Source organism: Kitasatospora sp. NPDC101155 (genome assembly GCF_044768305.1).
GTDB lineage: Bacteria > Actinomycetota > Actinomycetes > Streptomycetales > Streptomycetaceae > Kitasatospora.
This window is the reverse complement of record NZ_JBIWPN010000026.1, coordinates 63,608-78,103: the sequence shown is the minus strand read 5'-3', so window position 1 is coordinate 78,103 and position 14,496 is coordinate 63,608. Positions and strand designations below refer to the sequence as shown.

Here is a 14,496-nt window from a genome sequence, read left to right as displayed (position 1 = left end):
GGTACGGGTGCGGATCGGTGAACTGGCGCGGCGGGCGGGCAGTACCGCCCGGGCGCTGCGGCACTACGAGCAGGCCGGGCTGATCGACTCCGAGCGCGCCGCCAACGGCTACCGGGAGTACGGGGAGTCCACGGTCGTGCGGGTGCGCAACATCCGCGCGCTGGTGGGCGCCGGGCTCACCCTGGCGGACCTCCGGCCGCTGCTGGGCTGCCTGGACGGGGACGTGCTCGCGCACCCGCCGTCCGAGCGGGTGCTGCGGATCGTCCAGGAGCGGCTGGCGGTGCTGGAGCGCCGGATCGCCGCCCAGACCGAGGCGCGGGACCGGCTGGTGGCGGCGCTGGCGGCCGCCGGGAGTCCTACGGACGGGTGACACCCCCGATCGGGGGTGTGCAGGGGGCGCGCGGGATAGGACAGTGGGCGCATGCAGATTCCACTCTCCGTGATGGACTTCCTCGACCGGGCCGAGCTGGTCTACGGCGACCGGGTCGGCATCGTCGACGAACCCGTGCAACCGGCCGAATCCTGGGGCGAACTGAGCTACCGCCGGATCGCCGAGCTCGCCCGGGCCCAGGCGGCCGGGCTGGACCGGCTCGGCGTCGGGCCGGGCGAGCGGGTCGCGATCGTCTCGCACAACTCGGCCCGGCTGCTGACCGCCTTCTTCGGGGTGAGCGGGCACGGCCGGGTACTGGTGCCGGTGAACTTCCGGCTGAAGGCCGAGGAGGTCGCGTACATCGTCGAGCAGAGCGGCGCCTCCGTGCTGCTGGTCGACCCCGAACTCGCCGACGCGCTGGACGGGGTGGTGGCCAAGCACAAGTTCGTGCTCGGCGCGGACAGCGACGCCGTGCTCTACGACTTCGACAAGGCGCCCCGCCGGTACGCGGTGTCCGAGAACGACACCGCCACCATCAACTACACCAGTGGAACCACCGCCCGCCCCAAGGGCGTTCAGCTCACCCACCGCAACATCTGGCTGAACGCGACGCTGATGGGCCTGCACTACGGCGCGAACGACCGGGACGTGTACCTGCACACCCTGCCGATGTTCCACGCCAACGGCTGGGGCCTGCCGTTCTCGCTCACCGGGCTCGGTGCCCGGCACATCGTGCTGCGCAAGGTGGACGGCGCGGAGATCCTGCGCCGGGTCGAGCGGCACGGAGTGACCTTCCTGTCCGGCGCGCCCGCCGTGGTGCAGATGGTGCTGGACGCGGCCGCCGACTGGGACGGCCCGGTGCCCGGCCGGGACCGGGTGCGGATGATCGTGGCCGGTGCGCCGCCGCCGACCTCGGTGGTGCAGCAGGTCGAGGAGCAGCTGGGCTGGGAGTTCATGCAGCTCTACGGCCTGACCGAGACCTCCCCGATCGTCACGGTCAACCGCTCGCGCGCCGAGTGGGACGCCCTGCCGGCCGCCGAGCGGGCCGAGAAGCTGGTGCAGGCCGGCGCCCCGTCGCTCGGCACCCAGCTGCGGGTGGGCCCCTCCGGCGAGGTGCTGGTGCGCTCCAACACCGTGCTGGACGGCTACTGGCGGCAGCCCGAGGCCTCGGCCGAGGCGCTGCGGGACGGCTGGTTCCACACCGGCGACGGCGGCACCCTCACCGACGGCCAACTGACCATCTCCGACCGGAAGAAGGACGTCATCATCAGCGGCGGGGAGAACGTCTCCTCGATCGAGGTGGAGGACTGCCTGTACAGCCACCCGGCGGTCGCCGAGGCCGCGGTGATCGGGGTGCCGCACGAGAAGTGGGGCGAGACGGTCAAGGCGCTGGTGGTGCTCCGGGAGGGCCACGGGTCCGTCACCGAAGCGGAGTTGATCGCGCACTGCAAGCAGCGGCTGGCCGGCTACAAGTCGCCCACCTCGGTGGAGCTCCGGGACGCGCTGCCGCGCACCGCCACCGGGAAGCTGCAGAAGTTCCGGCTGCGCGAGCCGTACTGGACGGGGCGGGAGCGTCAGGTCAACTGAGGTGGGGGCTCAGCCGAGGAGGCCGGACTCCCGGGCCGCGAGGGCGAGTTCGGTCCGGTTGCGGACGCCGAGCTTGTGCATCGCGGCTTTGAGGTAGCCGGTCACGGTGTTGCGGGTCAGACCCAGTCGGGCGGCGATCTCCGGATTGGTCCGGCCGGTCGCCGCCCAGCGCAGCACCTCGTGCTCGCGCGGGGTCAACGGCCTTACCGGGGCGTCCGGTCGGGGCATCGTCCGGTTCCAGGCCGCCGCTCCGGCGAGGGCCAGGGTCGCGGCCGCCGCCAGCTTGCCGACCGCGGCGATCCGGACGTCCCCGAACGGGACGACGGTGCGCAGCGAGGCGTACACCACGCCGTGCACGGTGCCGCCGTCCATCAGCGGGACGGTGAGCATCGCGTACAGGTCCTCGGCGGCCACGGCCGCGTCGTAGTGGTGCGAAATGGTCGTCGCCGCACGGTAGTCGGGCACCCAGGTGGGCGCACGCTCGGCGAGCGCCCGACCGCCGAGACCGAGTCCGGCCGGGACGGGCACATCGTGCAGCAGGTCCGCCCGGGTGCCGGCCCAGTGGCGCAGCACCATGCCCTCGCTGCCGGGGCGGCTCCCGGGCAGCGGCTCGGGCACGCCGACCAGGCCGACGTCGGCGCCGCACTCGGCCACCACTCGGCGGGCGAGGTCGCCGAGCACGGCGTCCCGGACCAGCTCGGCGGCGCGCGCGGCGAGTTCGGGGTCGTCGGGGCGCACGGCATCGTCGGGTCGCACGGCGTCATCGGCTTGGCCGGCGCCGTCGACGGGTTGCGCAAGGTGGGGGTCCGCGGCCCTGGTCATCGCGGAATTGTCACACGCGGTGGGGCCGGTGGCGAGAGTCCTGACATGCGTGTTTCGTGGAGTGGCGGACGCCCGCGGCCGGCTCGGCGTAGGGTGCGGCCGTGTGCTACCGGCGGGTAGCAACTGCCTTGACGGAACTCCTCGGGAGGGGAAGCCGATGACCGACCCGAACACCCCCGGCGACGTCCTGGGCGGGCTGCTGGCGGACCTGCGGGCCGAGAGCGCCGTCCTGGACGCCCTGGTCGCCGACCTCGCGGCCGGGGACTGGGCCCGGCCGACCCCCGCCGAGGGGTGGACGGTCGCCCACCAGATCGCCCACCTGGCGTGGACCGACGACTGGACGGCGCTGGCCGCACGCGATCCGGAGGGCTTCACCGCATCGCTCGGCGGCCGCTTCACCGAGCTGCTGGCCTCCGGGGCCGACCCGGTCGAGGAAGGGGCGCGGGAGGGCGCGGCCGCCGAGCCCGCGGAGCTGCTCGCCCGCTGGCGGGCCGGGCGGGAGGAGGTGCCGGCCGCGCTGGCCGCCGCCCCGGCCGACGCCCGGCTGCCCTGGTTCGGCCCGCCGATGAAGCCCGCCTCGATGGCGACCGCCCGGCTGATGGAGACCTGGGCGCACGGCCAGGACGTCGCGGACGCGCTCGGCGCGACCCGGGAACCCAGCGCCCGGCTGCGACACATCGCCCACCTGGGGCTACGCACCCTGGGCTTCGCCTTCGCCGCGCACGGGCTGCCCGCGCCGGAGCACCCGGTGCGGCTCGAACTGACCGCCCCCGACGGCGGGTTGTGGGCCCTCGGCCCGGCCGACGCGCCGGACGTGGTGACCGGCCCGGCCCTGGACCTCTGCCTGCTGGTGACCCAGCGCCGCCACCGGGACGACCTCGCCCTCACCGCCACCGGCCCGGTCGCCGCCGCCTGGCTCCCGATCGCCCAGGCCTTCGCCGGACCACCCGGCAAGGGGCGGCAGCCCCAGGCGTAGGGGCTGTCGGACCCCCAGGGTTCAATGGCGGTCATGAACGACCTGCTCAGCCGCCTGCCCGCCGTCCCCGACCTGCGTGACCGCTGCCGCGCCCTCGCCACGCTGGACGCGATCCTCAGCCCGGACGACTGGGAGTCGCGGTACCACACCTTCACCGCCGCCTGGGCGCCCGGCGAGGAACTGAGCTGGGTGCGCAACGGGGAAGGGGACGACTGGTTCGTCGTCTTCTCCCCCGCCGGCGTCTACGGGCGGGGCTTCGACCACGAGGCGCCCAACGCCCCGGAGTTGCTGGACGCCGTCCCGTCGGCGTTCCGCAGGTTCACCGAGGAACCCGCCTTCGGGGACGTGGACGGCCCGACCGTCACCGCCTGCCTCTGGCGGGCACCCGGGGACCAGGCCTGGCAGGGCGCCGCCGCCTCGCCGGGCGGCGGAGATCTCATCGAGCTACTGCTGGACGGCTCGGCCGAGGCCTACCGAGCCTGGGCCGAGGACTACTTCGAGCCGGAGCAGGAGCTGGACCTCGCCGCGATCGGGCACGTCCTGGCGCTGCGCCCGCTCACGGCGGCCGTGGTGGCGGCGCTCAACCCGGCCACGGAGCTGGAGGAGCTGGCCGAGGACCTCGCGGAGATCGGCTATCCGCACTGACGAACGCGCTCAGAGGCCGATCCGGAGCGGGGTGAGCCGGGTGGCGATCAGGTTGGTGGCGCCCCGGTCGCGCTCGATGTGGCCGTGCACCAGCAGGCCGGCCCGGTCCAGGGCGGTACGGCGCTGGGACTCCCAGACCGGGCGGTTGCAGACCACGTTGATCAGGCCGGTCTCGTCCTCCAGGCTGAGGAAGAGCACCCCGCCGGCCGTCGGCGGCCGCTGCCGGTGGGTGACCAGGCCGCCGACCACCACCGCCGTTCCCGGTGGCACGTCCGGGAGTTGGGCGGCACAGAGCGCGCCGCCGCGTTCCAGGTGGGCGCGCAGGTGCTGGAGCGGGTGGCTGGTGGCGGAGGTGCCGGTGGCCCACAGGTCGGCGATGGTCGCCTCGACCGGGCTCAGCTCGGGCAACTCCGGCGCCTCGGTGCCGGGCGTGGTGCCGGGGAGAAGATCGGCCGAGATTCCGGCGAACGCCCCTGCCGCCCACAGTGCCTGACGTCTCGTCAATCCGAAGCAGGCGAAGGCCCCGGCCGTCGCCAGCGCCTCCAGGACGGGCGCGGGCAGGCCGGTGCGGCGGGCGAAGTCCTCCAGGTCCGCGTACGGCTGCCCGGCCGCGATCGCCTCGGCCTGCGGGGTGCCGATGCCGCGCACCGTCTCCAGGCCGAGCCGGATCGCCGGCTGCGGGCGGCCGGCGGTCAGCGGCGGCTTGGGCGTCGGACCCCGGTACGGTTCCAGGGTGGGGCGCGGCCCGCTGGCGTTGACGTCCACCCCGCGCACCCGCACGCCGTGCCGCCGGACGTCCGTGACCAGGCTGAGCGGCGAGTAGAAGCCCATCGGCTGGTTGGCCAGCAGGGCGCAGGTGAAGGCCGCCGGGAAGTGGTACTTGAGCCAGGCGCTGGCGTACACCAGGTAGGCGAAGCTGATCGCGTGGCTCTCCGGGAAGCCGTAGCTGGAGAAGGCCTCGATCTTGCCGTAGACGTCCTCGGCCACCTCGGGCGGGATGCCGCGCTCGGCCATTCCGCCGAGCAGCCGCTCGCGCAGCCGGGCGACCCGCTCGTGCGAGCGCTTGGCGCCCATCGCCTGGCGCAGCCGGTCGGCCTCGGACGGGGTGAACCCGGCGCAGTCGATGGCGAGTTGCATCATCTGCTCCTGGAACAGCGGCACCCCGAGGGTCTTGCCGAGGGCGTTCTCCATCAGCGGGTGCGGGCAGCCGGGCGGCTCCACCCCGGCGCGGCGACGCAGGTACGGGTGGACGGAGCCGCCCTGGATCGGGCCGGGGCGGATCAGCGCGACCTCGACCACCAGGTCGTAGAAGTGGTCCGGCTTGAGCCGGGGCAGGGTGGCCATCTGCGCCCGGGACTCGACCTGGAACACGCCCACCGTGTCGGCGCGGCGCAGCATCGCGTACACGCCCTTGTCGTCGTCCGGGATGGTGGCCAGGTCGTAGCGCAGGCCGTGGTGTTCGGCGACCAGGTCGCAGGCGTCGTGCAGTGCGGCGAGCATGCCGAGGCCGAGCAGGTCGATCTTCACCAGCCCGGCGCCGGCGGTGGACTCCTTGTCCCACTGCAGGACGGAACGCCCGGGCAGCCGGGCCCACTCGGTCGGGCAGATCTCGCCGATCGGCTCCTTGGTGAGCACCATGCCGCCCGAGTGGATACCCAGGTGCCTCGGCAGGCCGTGGAGCTGGGTGGCGAGCGAGAGCACGTCGGCGGGGATGACGGCGTCCGCGCCGGGGGCGGAGCGGAAGTCTGTCTGCCGGCTGAAGGCGTCCACCTGCCCCTGCGGGTAGCCGAGCACCCGGGCGGCGTCGCGGATCGCCAGCCGGGGCCGGTAGGTGATCACGTTGGCGACCTGGGCGGCGTGCTCGCGGCCGTAGCGGCGGTAGACGTACTGGATGACCTCCTCGCGGCGGCGGTTCTCGATGTCCAGGTCGATGTCGGGCGGCCCGTCCCGGGCGGTGGAGAGGAAGCGTTCGAACAGCAGCTTGTAGTGGACCGGGTCGACGGCGGTGATCCCGAGGGCGAAGCAGACCGCCGAGTTGGCCGCCGAGCCACGGCCCTGGCACCAGATGTCCTCGCGGCGGCAGAAGTCCACGATGTCGTGCACGATCAGGAAGTAGCCGGCCAGGTCGAGGTCCTCGATCACGTCCAGTTCCCTGGCGAGCTGGCGGCGGGCGGCGGCGTTGCCGGGGCCGAAGCGGGCCGGGCCGCCGGCCGCGATCAGGGCGCGCAGGTGGCTGATCTCGGTCTCGCCCTCGGGGACGGGGTAGCCGGGCAGTTCCGGGTCCAGCTTGGCGAAGTCGAAGGCGCAGGCCCGGCCGAGTTCGACGGTGGCCCGCTGCACCCCGGGGAAGCGGGCCAGCCGGGCGGCCATCTCCCGGCCCGAGCGCAGGTGCGCGGTGCCGGCCGCCCGGGTCCAGCCGGCCGCCTCCTGCAGGGTGCGGCGCTCGTGCAGCGCGGCCAGGCTCTGCGCCAGACGGCCCTGGGCGGGGCCGGCGTGGTGGGCGTTGGTGGAGGCGACGACGGGCAGCCGTGCCTCGGCGGCGAGCGCGGCGAGGGCGTCGTTGCGCCGGTCGTCGCCGGGCAGCCACTGGTCGATCAGCTCGACGTGGACGTTCTCCCGGCCGAACGCCTCGGTGAGGGTGTGGAGTTGGTGTTCTGGGCGCTGCATTCTGTTGAGTGCGGCTCCGTTGAGTGCGGTTCCGTTGGGCGCGATTCCGTTGAGCGCGGCTCCGTTGAGCGCGGCGGGGACCCGGCCGAGGCGGCAGCCGGTGAGCACCGCCCAGTGGCCGTCGTGCGCCCCGGCCAGCGTCGCGAGGTCGTACACCGGGCGGCCCTTGGCGCCGCCGGCCAGCTGGGCGGCGGCGATCGCGGCGGAGAGGCGGCGGTAGCCGGCCGGGTCGCGGGCGAGGACCAACAGGTGTTCGGTGCCGGCGGATTCGTGGCGGATGGTCAGCTCGGCGCCGAACACGGTGGCCACGCCCGTCCCCCGGGCCGCCTCGGCGAGCCGGACGGCGCCGTACAGGCCGTCGTGGTCGGTGATCGCGAGGGTCTCCACACCCAGCCAGGCCGCCTCGGCGACCAGGTCCTCCGGGTCGCTGGCACCGTCCAGGAAGCTGAAGGCGGAGTGGACGTGCAGTTCGGCCCAGGGTTCGTCGCTGCCGGTCCTTACGGCGGGGAGTTCCTCGGCGGGGCGTTCCCCGGCGGGGCGGCGCAGCGGAACGACCGTACGGTCCGGCGCAGCGCCGGTCAGCCGTCGGTGCAGCTCGCTCCAGGGGAGGGTGGGGTGGCTGGTGAAGCCCATCGGGGGTTGCCTTCGTCGTTCTCGTGCTCGTCCTGCTCCCCCCTGCTCCCGGGTTCCGGGGCCGCTAGTCGTAGCCGGCCTCCAGGTACCACGCACCCCCCTCCACGGTGAGCAGCAGCGCCCGGCCGCCGTCCACCACCATCTGGAACCGTGCCCGGCGGCGGGCGAGCGACTGGTCCCACCAGTACTCGACCGCCGGCCAGGGCCCGGTCCAGCCCGCCACCCGCTCCTCCCGGCCCCGGACCACGACCAGGGCCGGCCGGGCCGACACCCCCGCCCGGCCGTCCACCGTGACCGGCTGCCCGGCCTCGTCCAGCACCCGCACCGGCGCCGGCTCGCGCAGCACCACGGCCGGCCAGAGGTCCGCCAGCCGTCCCGGCCAGGGCGCGTCGGCCGGGGCCGCCGCCTCGTACGGCTCACCCCACGGCACCTTGACCTGCTGCTCACCCGGGCCGCGCCCGCCGGCCGGCTCGATCCGGCGCAGCCCGGCGTGCCCGAGCACCGCCTGCACCCGGGCCACCGCGCGCTCCACCCGGTCGTCCGCGACGGCCTGGCCCCACAGGGCGAGCTGGCGGCCCTGGTCCGGGGAGAGGCCGTCGGGGGCCAGGCGGAGCAGGGTGAAGCCCTCCTGGCCGCTGCCCGCCTGGCCGCCTGCGCGGCCGCCGGGGTGGCCGCCTGTTCGGCCCTCCTCGAAGGCGCCCGCGCTCTGCCAGGCCTGGAGCTGCCAGCGGACCCGCTCGGCCAGCGCCGTCGCCGACAGCCGGCCCTCGTGCCGCCACAGCCGCGAGGCCGTCCGGCCGTCCGCGCAGGCCACCTCGACAGCCACCCGGCGGCAGGTCAGCCCGGCCCCGGCCAGCCGCTGGTGCAGCCGCTCGGCCAGCGTGCGGGCGACGAACACCAGCGGTTCGGCGAGCGGCTCCGGCGGGTCGAAGCGCTGTTCGACGGAAAGGTCCGGCTCCTCGTCGCGCGGCACCAGCGGGCGCGGCTGCAGGCCGCGGGCCAGCCGGTGCGCGACCGTTCCGGCCGGGCCGAAACGGTCCGCGACCGCCTCCGCGGGCAGCGCGGCGAAGGCCCCGACGGTGGGCAGGCCCAGCCGCCCGAGCAGCTCGGCCAACGCCTCGTCGCCCAGCGCGCCCACCGGGTACGGGGCGAGGAACTCCGCCGTGCGACCGGCGGGCACCAGCACCCCGGCGCGGGCGGCGAGCACGGCGGCGAACAGGCCGTCGGCGACGCCGATCCGGGCTGGGGGGACGGTCTGCGGTTCTGTCGGTCCTGTTGGTCCTGTTGGTCCTGTTGGTCCTGTTGGTCCTGTTGGTCCTGCCGGTTCTGTCGGTTCTGTCGGTTCTGTCGATCCCGCTGGTTCAGTCGGTCCTGTTGGCTTTGCCGGCTCCGTGGAGGACTCGGCGGTCGCCTCGGGGACCGCCACCGCGCCGGGGACGGCGTCCGGGACGGGCGGCCGGCCGAGCGCCTCCGCCACCGCCGCACCGACCTTGGCCGCCAACGCCTCCTCGCCGCCGAAGTAGCGGCCCGGCCCCTTCACCGGAATGGCGCACAGACCCGGGCGGATCACCTCCACCCGGGGCGTGAACGCCTCCACCGCCGCGACCACCGGCTCGAAGCGGCGGGTCTCCGCCTCCGGGTCGCGGTCGCGCAGCTCCAGCTCCGGGCAGAGCCGCTGGGCCAGCTTGAGGCGCTGCCCCTGCCGCACCCCGGCCGCCCGGGCGCCCGACGAGCAGGCGAGGATCCGCCCGCCCTCGGTCACCGCCACCGGGGCGTCGCCGGTGACGGCCACCACCGGCCAGTCCGGGCACCAGACCACCAGCACCCGGGGGGTTCGGTCACTGTCGGACATCGTCGGCACGTCACACCACCGCCGCCACTGCCTGTGGGCGCTCCGCCTGGACGGGCTGCTCCCGGACCGGGCGCACCGCGCCGTGCTCGTCCGGCAGCCAGAGCCGGGCCGACCGGCCGCGCACCGCCGAACCTCGGCCCTCCGCCACCACCTCCACCTGCCGCCCGGCGAGCTGCCCGTAGCCGTCACCCAGCCCGAACCAGCGCCCGGACCGCACACCCAGCCGCAGCACCGCCCCCGGCCACGGCCCGGCCACCAGCAGCACGCAGCCGCTGCGCCGCAGCACCGCGGCCAGCCGGGCGGCCAGCTTCGGCGGCACCGGGCCGTCCGGGCGCAGCATGATCAGTTCCACCGCGCCGGCCAGCACCGACACCACCTCGGGCCAGTGCGCCCCCGGGTCGTCCGCGACCAGCAGTCGGCGCAGGTCCAGCCCGTACCCCTCGGCGGCGGCCAGCCCCAGGTCCGGCAGCCCGACCGCCGCCGCCCAGCCGCCCTCGGTCTCCCGCACCCCGGCGGCCAGCGCCAGCAGCAGCCCGGCGTCCCCGCCCGCCACCGACACCGCCGTCCCCCGCCGCAGCCCGCCGTCCGGCAGCACCTCCCGCAACGCGGGCACCACCGGCACCAGCCCACGCACCGCCGCCTGCCCGCCCTCGGGGGCGACGGCCGACGCCACCGGCCGGAGTGTCACCGGTTTCGCCCTTGCCTCCCCCGGCTCCCCCGGCTCCCCCGGCGCTCCCTGCTGCCCCGCCAGGGCAGCCGGGAGCGCCACCGGCCGGAGCGTGGGGCGGTCGGGCTGCTCGGCGGCAGATTCGAAAACAGATTCGAAAACGGGCACAGCCCCAGGATCGAACATCTGTTCGCAAAGATTCAAGTCCGCGCCCTCCACCCCACCCGTCACTCTCCGTGCCGGTCTCGGCAGGCCGTCCGGCCGCTGACGGGCCACTACAGGCCACTGACGGGCTGCCGCCGGGCCCGCTCCCCCCGCGACAGCGGCTGCGGGTACCGGGCTGGGCGACACGAACGGGGGCAGGTGATCACACCACTGCCGGGCAGCCCGCACACGCTGTTCGGCCCGAACGGGCTGAGCCGGCCAGGTGGCCCGGGAGGACCGAGGGCTTCCTGCGCGCCCTCCGGGGTCAGCGCCCGGTGACCGGAGCCCAGTGGTCAGCGCCCGGTGGTCAGCGCCCGGTTTCGGTGCGCCAGATGACGGCCTCGGTGCTCGGTTGGCGTTCGGAGAAGGGGCCCGGCCCGAGGAGGCGGCGGAGGTCCGTCTCGAAGGCGTCCCGGTCGGGGCCGAAGAGGTGCGGGGTCGAGGAGGAGAGGGAGAACACCCCGGCGACCACGTCGTCCGCCGAGCGCTCCAGCGGCCGCCCGCCGGGGACGACCAGCCGCCGGGGCCCGGTGAAGCCCGCCCGGGCGAGGACGGCGGACTCACCGGCCGGCGTGCCCTGCGGCAGCAGGCCCCGGCCGGCGCGGCGGACCGGGCCGAGGTACTGCCGGACCAGTCCGGCGATCGCGGTGTACGGGACCGGCGGGTGCGGCAGGCCCTCGGTGGGGCGGGGTTCGGCCTTCAGGTCCGAGATGTGCACCACCGCGCCGCCCGGACGCAGGAGGCGCCGGACGGTCGCCGCCACCAGGTCGCGGTCCATCCAGTGGAAGGACTGGCCGAAGGTCGCCACGGTGAAGGCGCCGAGGCCCGGCGGCAGTTCCTCGGCCCGGGCCCGCACCCAGGTGACCCGGCGCTCCCCCACGCCCGCCCGGCGCGCCTCGGCGATCATCCCGTCGTCCGGGTCCACCCCGACGACCTCGGCGAACAGGTGCGCCAGCCCCAGTGCCAGCGTCCCCGGTCCGCACCCCACGTCGAGCAGCCGACCCGTGCCGTCCAGGCCCAGCGCCTCGGTCAGGGCCTCCGCCAGGCCGGGTGCGTAGGGCAGTCGGCCGCGCGCGTAGTGGGCGGCCGTTCCGGCGAACAGCGTCTCGTCCCAGGTCCAGTCGCCGGTCATGCCCGATCTCCTGTCGTGGGGGTTCGGTCTGCGGTCCCGATGATGACACGGCCCGATCCATCGTCAGGAGGCGAATTCGATGGACAGCCTCCCTGCGATCAACAGACTGATCCCATGAGCGAGACAGACGACAAGAACGATCTCCGGATCTACATCCAGGACGCCCGCGACGCCCTGCTGTGGAAACTCGACGGCCTCTCCGAGTACGACCTCCGGCGCCCGCTCGCCCCCACCGGGACCAACCTGCTGGGGCTGGTCAAGCACGTCACCGGGGCCGAGGCGCTGTACTTCGGCGACACCTTCGGGCGGCCCTTCCCCGAGCCGACCCCGCTGTGGATCGTCGGCACCGCCGAACCCAACGGCGACCTGTGGGCCCGGGCGGACGAGAGCACCGAGGAGATCATCGGGCGCTACCGGCGGGTCTGGGCACACTCGGACGCCACCATCGAGGCGCTGCCGCTGGACGCGGTCGGCCAGGTGCCGTTCGGCGACCGCCACAAGCAGACCCTGCACCGGGTGCTCGTCCACATGATCGCCGAGACCCACCGGCACGTCGGCCACGCCGACCTGGTCCGTGAACTCATCGACGGCGCCACCGGCCAGCGTTCGGACGGCGCCAACACTGCCCCGGGCGACAAGGACTGGTGGCAGGCCCACCGCGACCGCGTGGAGCAGGCCGCCCGGGAGGCCGGCGGGCCGGCATGACGTGGGCGGGGCAGGGCGCGAGGGTGACCGTCCGGTGTGCGGACTGCGGGGACGCTGCCGTCCGGAGCGTCAGGCAGTTCCTGCACGGTGGGCGGGAGTTGTGGTGGGACGCCGAACGCCGCTGCCCGTCCTGCGGCGTCGCCCAGTGCGAGTACGTGGGCCCGGAGGGGGCGCCGGCGGACGTCCGCGAGGCGTTGCTGATCGCTCACGGCCCGGCCCGGCTGCGGCTCGCGGGACCGCTCGGCGATCCGGTGGCCGCGCTGCGGGTGCTGCGGGAGGGGGCGGGGGTTTCGCTCGGGCGGTCTCGTGAACTGCTCGCTGATCCAAGAGAGTTCGGGCTGATCGGAACGGCCGTCGAGATGGCGTACTGGCGGGCTCGGCTGGGTGAGCGGGGTGTCGCGGCGGAGGTCGAGGAGGGCTTCGCGCGGGCGTACCGGTACGTGGGGCCGCCGGAGCTGCAGGAGTTGGTGACGGGCGGCGGCTCTGGTGGCCAACGGGTGCGGACGGCAGGTGAGTTCGCCGCCTGGGTGGACGCGCGGACGGCCGCGGAACTCGCGGAGCCGTTCACCTTCGTGGTCGACCTGGGCGGGGCGCTGCGGCTCGCTCCACGTCGCAGTGAACATGTGGCGTGCGCGGGCGGGGAGTTGGTGCTCGGCGCCGGGGAAGTCGGGTTCCGTCGCTCGGGCGGCGGCGGTCAGAGGGCTTGGGAGGTGGAGACGGTCAGCAACCTGTCCACCGGCTACTGCCCGGACGTCCGCTCCTGGCCCGCCGTCGCCGCGGCCCTCGACCGGATCGGGCTGCCGTACCCGGGCGGATTCACCCACCCGGTGGTGTTCCGGCGCTGCCCGGAGTGCGGGCACTGCGGAATCGTGCGGGAGGAGCACTACGTGTGCGTGTTCTGCGACGCGGATCTGCCGGGCCCGGGGCACTGGAACGTCGACGGGGTGCCGCCGGCGCAGGACGCGCCGCTGCCCGCGCCGGGCGACACGTCACGGTCCCGCCCCGACCCGGGAAACCCCGTGGCGCTGTCGGGCGGGCCCGCTAGGGTCTGGTGGGTCAGGGGGCAGAACCGTGAAGGGTGGGGCACGTGGGGTGTGCGCGGGTGGCCGGGGTGCCGGGCGGGGTGGTGCACGAGGGCAGCCGGGAGTTCCTGGTGCGGGTGGGGCTGCCGACGACCGGGGCGTTCCTGGACTTCGGGGTGCTCGACGACGGGTCGCTGAAGGCCTTCCCTGATGGGGCGGAGCGGCTGTTCGTCCTCGGCGAGACGGACTACTGCACGCCGTTCGCCGCGGTCGGCAACCTGGTGCTGCTGGACGGGACCACCGGTGAGGTGTTCCTCGGCAACGGCGGGCCGAGGCGCGATCCGCTGGCCTCCGACCTGACCGCGCTGGCCGCCCTGGTGCGGGAGGTGGACGCGGTGGGCGAGGCCGCCCGGCGGCCCGAGGCGCTGGACGGACGGCGCGGACCGGCGGTGGTGGCCGAGGTGATGGCGGAGGCCGAGCGGCGGATGCGGGAGATCGACCCCGTGCTGTTCGAACGGAGCGCCGCACCGGCGCACTGGGGAACGGCGCTGCTGGTCCGGGCGCTGGGCTGGGGTGCCCTGCCGGGCGGACCGGACGGGCCCGCGTACGAGGTCGGCGGGGAGCTGGTGGCCGAGCTCGCGGCGCTGACGGACGAGGACGGCGGGGCCGGCCTGGTGCACCGCTTCCGGCCGGAGGGGCTGCCCGCCACCCTGGTGCACGAGCCGACCCGGCGGCTGCTGACCGAGGTCGGGCTGCCGCTGGGCGGGGCGATGTTCGGGGTCTGCGAGGAGCCGCTGGTCACCATGGCGGAGGCGTACCCCGAGTACTTCGACGGCGAGGAGGAACGCCCGTACCAGCGGGACTACCTCGCGCTCGGGGACTGGCCGACCGACCTCACGATCGCCCTGGACGGCGCCACCGGCCGGCTCGAACTGCCGGACTGGTACGACGACGGCCAGCCCGAGGCCTACCTGAACCGCGACCTGTCCGCCCTGCTCTACGCACTGTGGACGTACGAGCGGCTGCGCGCCGAGTGGGAGCGCTGGGACTACGGCCGGGGCCGGGAGACCTGGGCGGTGTTCGACCCGCAGTCGCTGCTGAGCACCGTGGTGGACCGGCTGGTGGAGGCCGTCGACCCGGAGGCCTTCGCCTCGCCGGGCCGCTCCTGGCGGCTGCTCGCGGAGGACGGGCACATGGGCGGGCTGCTGGGCTGA

At 75.1% G+C, this 14,496-nt stretch carries 12 protein-coding genes; 7 read left to right on the top strand and 5 right to left on the bottom strand.

Going from position 1 to position 14,496, the window contains the following annotated elements:
- The first annotated feature begins 7 nt into the window (after positions 1–7).
- The gene (locus ACIRYZ_RS30670) at positions 8–370 is read left to right on the top strand and encodes a MerR family transcriptional regulator (RefSeq protein ID WP_402950426.1); all 363 of its coding nucleotides are present in this window, start codon (positions 8–10) and stop codon (positions 368–370) included.
- Between the two features lie 51 nt (positions 371–421).
- Positions 422–1,957 carry an AMP-binding protein gene (locus ACIRYZ_RS30665; RefSeq protein ID WP_402950424.1) on the top strand — a complete coding sequence of 512 codons (1,536 nt, stop codon included), beginning with the start codon at positions 422–424 and terminating at the stop codon, positions 1,955–1,957.
- A 9-nt stretch (positions 1,958–1,966) separates the two neighbouring features.
- Here the strand turns inward: ACIRYZ_RS30665 and ACIRYZ_RS30660 are convergent, their stop codons facing one another.
- Positions 1,967–2,713 (bottom strand): LuxR C-terminal-related transcriptional regulator, encoded by a 747-nt coding sequence (locus ACIRYZ_RS30660; protein ID WP_402950422.1) that lies wholly within the window; start codon positions 2,711–2,713, stop codon positions 1,967–1,969.
- A 223-nt stretch (positions 2,714–2,936) separates the two neighbouring features.
- On the opposite strand from ACIRYZ_RS30660, the gene ACIRYZ_RS30655 reads away from it, so the two are divergent.
- Together ACIRYZ_RS30655 and ACIRYZ_RS30650 are read left to right on the top strand one after the other, a co-directional pair.
- Complete coding sequence (locus ACIRYZ_RS30655) at positions 2,937–3,755, top strand: TIGR03084 family metal-binding protein (RefSeq protein ID WP_402950420.1); 819 nt, start codon at positions 2,937–2,939, stop codon at positions 3,753–3,755.
- Positions 3,756–3,788: 33 nt separating this feature from the next.
- On the top strand, positions 3,789–4,400 hold the full coding sequence (locus tag ACIRYZ_RS30650) for a hypothetical protein (protein ID WP_402950418.1): 612 nt from the start codon (positions 3,789–3,791) through the stop codon (positions 4,398–4,400).
- Positions 4,401–4,409: 9 nt separating this feature from the next.
- On the opposite strand, the gene ACIRYZ_RS30645 is transcribed toward ACIRYZ_RS30650, so the two are convergent.
- The 4 genes from ACIRYZ_RS30645 to ACIRYZ_RS30630 form a co-directional block, all read right to left on the bottom strand.
- Complete coding sequence (locus ACIRYZ_RS30645; RefSeq protein ID WP_402950416.1) at positions 4,410–7,700, bottom strand: error-prone DNA polymerase; 3,291 nt, start codon at positions 7,698–7,700, stop codon at positions 4,410–4,412.
- Between the two features lie 64 nt (positions 7,701–7,764).
- A complete protein-coding gene (locus tag ACIRYZ_RS30640) occupies positions 7,765–9,552 on the bottom strand; it encodes a hypothetical protein (protein WP_402950414.1) in 1,788 nt (595 codons plus the stop codon).
- Positions 9,553–9,562: 10 nt separating this feature from the next.
- Positions 9,563–10,225, bottom strand: a complete 663-nt coding sequence (locus tag ACIRYZ_RS30635) for a hypothetical protein (RefSeq protein ID WP_402950411.1) — start codon at positions 10,223–10,225, stop codon at positions 9,563–9,565.
- A 505-nt stretch (positions 10,226–10,730) separates the two neighbouring features.
- Complete coding sequence (locus tag ACIRYZ_RS30630) at positions 10,731–11,555, bottom strand: class I SAM-dependent methyltransferase (protein ID WP_402950409.1); 825 nt, start codon at positions 11,553–11,555, stop codon at positions 10,731–10,733.
- A gap of 114 nt (positions 11,556–11,669) precedes the next feature.
- On the opposite strand from ACIRYZ_RS30630, the gene ACIRYZ_RS30625 reads away from it, so the two are divergent.
- The 3 genes from ACIRYZ_RS30625 to ACIRYZ_RS30615 all read left to right on the top strand — a co-directional run bounded on the left by ACIRYZ_RS30625 (position 11,670) and on the right by ACIRYZ_RS30615 (position 14,496).
- Positions 11,670–12,260 (top strand): DinB family protein, encoded by a 591-nt coding sequence (locus ACIRYZ_RS30625; protein ID WP_393034267.1) that lies wholly within the window; start codon positions 11,670–11,672, stop codon positions 12,258–12,260.
- Positions 12,261–12,358: 98 nt separating this feature from the next.
- Positions 12,359–13,480: a hypothetical protein gene (locus tag ACIRYZ_RS30620; protein WP_402950406.1), complete on the top strand. Its 1,122-nt coding sequence runs from the start codon at positions 12,359–12,361 to the stop codon at positions 13,478–13,480.
- Complete coding sequence (locus ACIRYZ_RS30615; RefSeq protein ID WP_402950404.1) at positions 13,387–14,496, top strand: SUKH-4 family immunity protein; 1,110 nt, start codon at positions 13,387–13,389, stop codon at positions 14,494–14,496. Before ACIRYZ_RS30620 ends, ACIRYZ_RS30615 begins: the two co-directional genes overlap by 94 nt.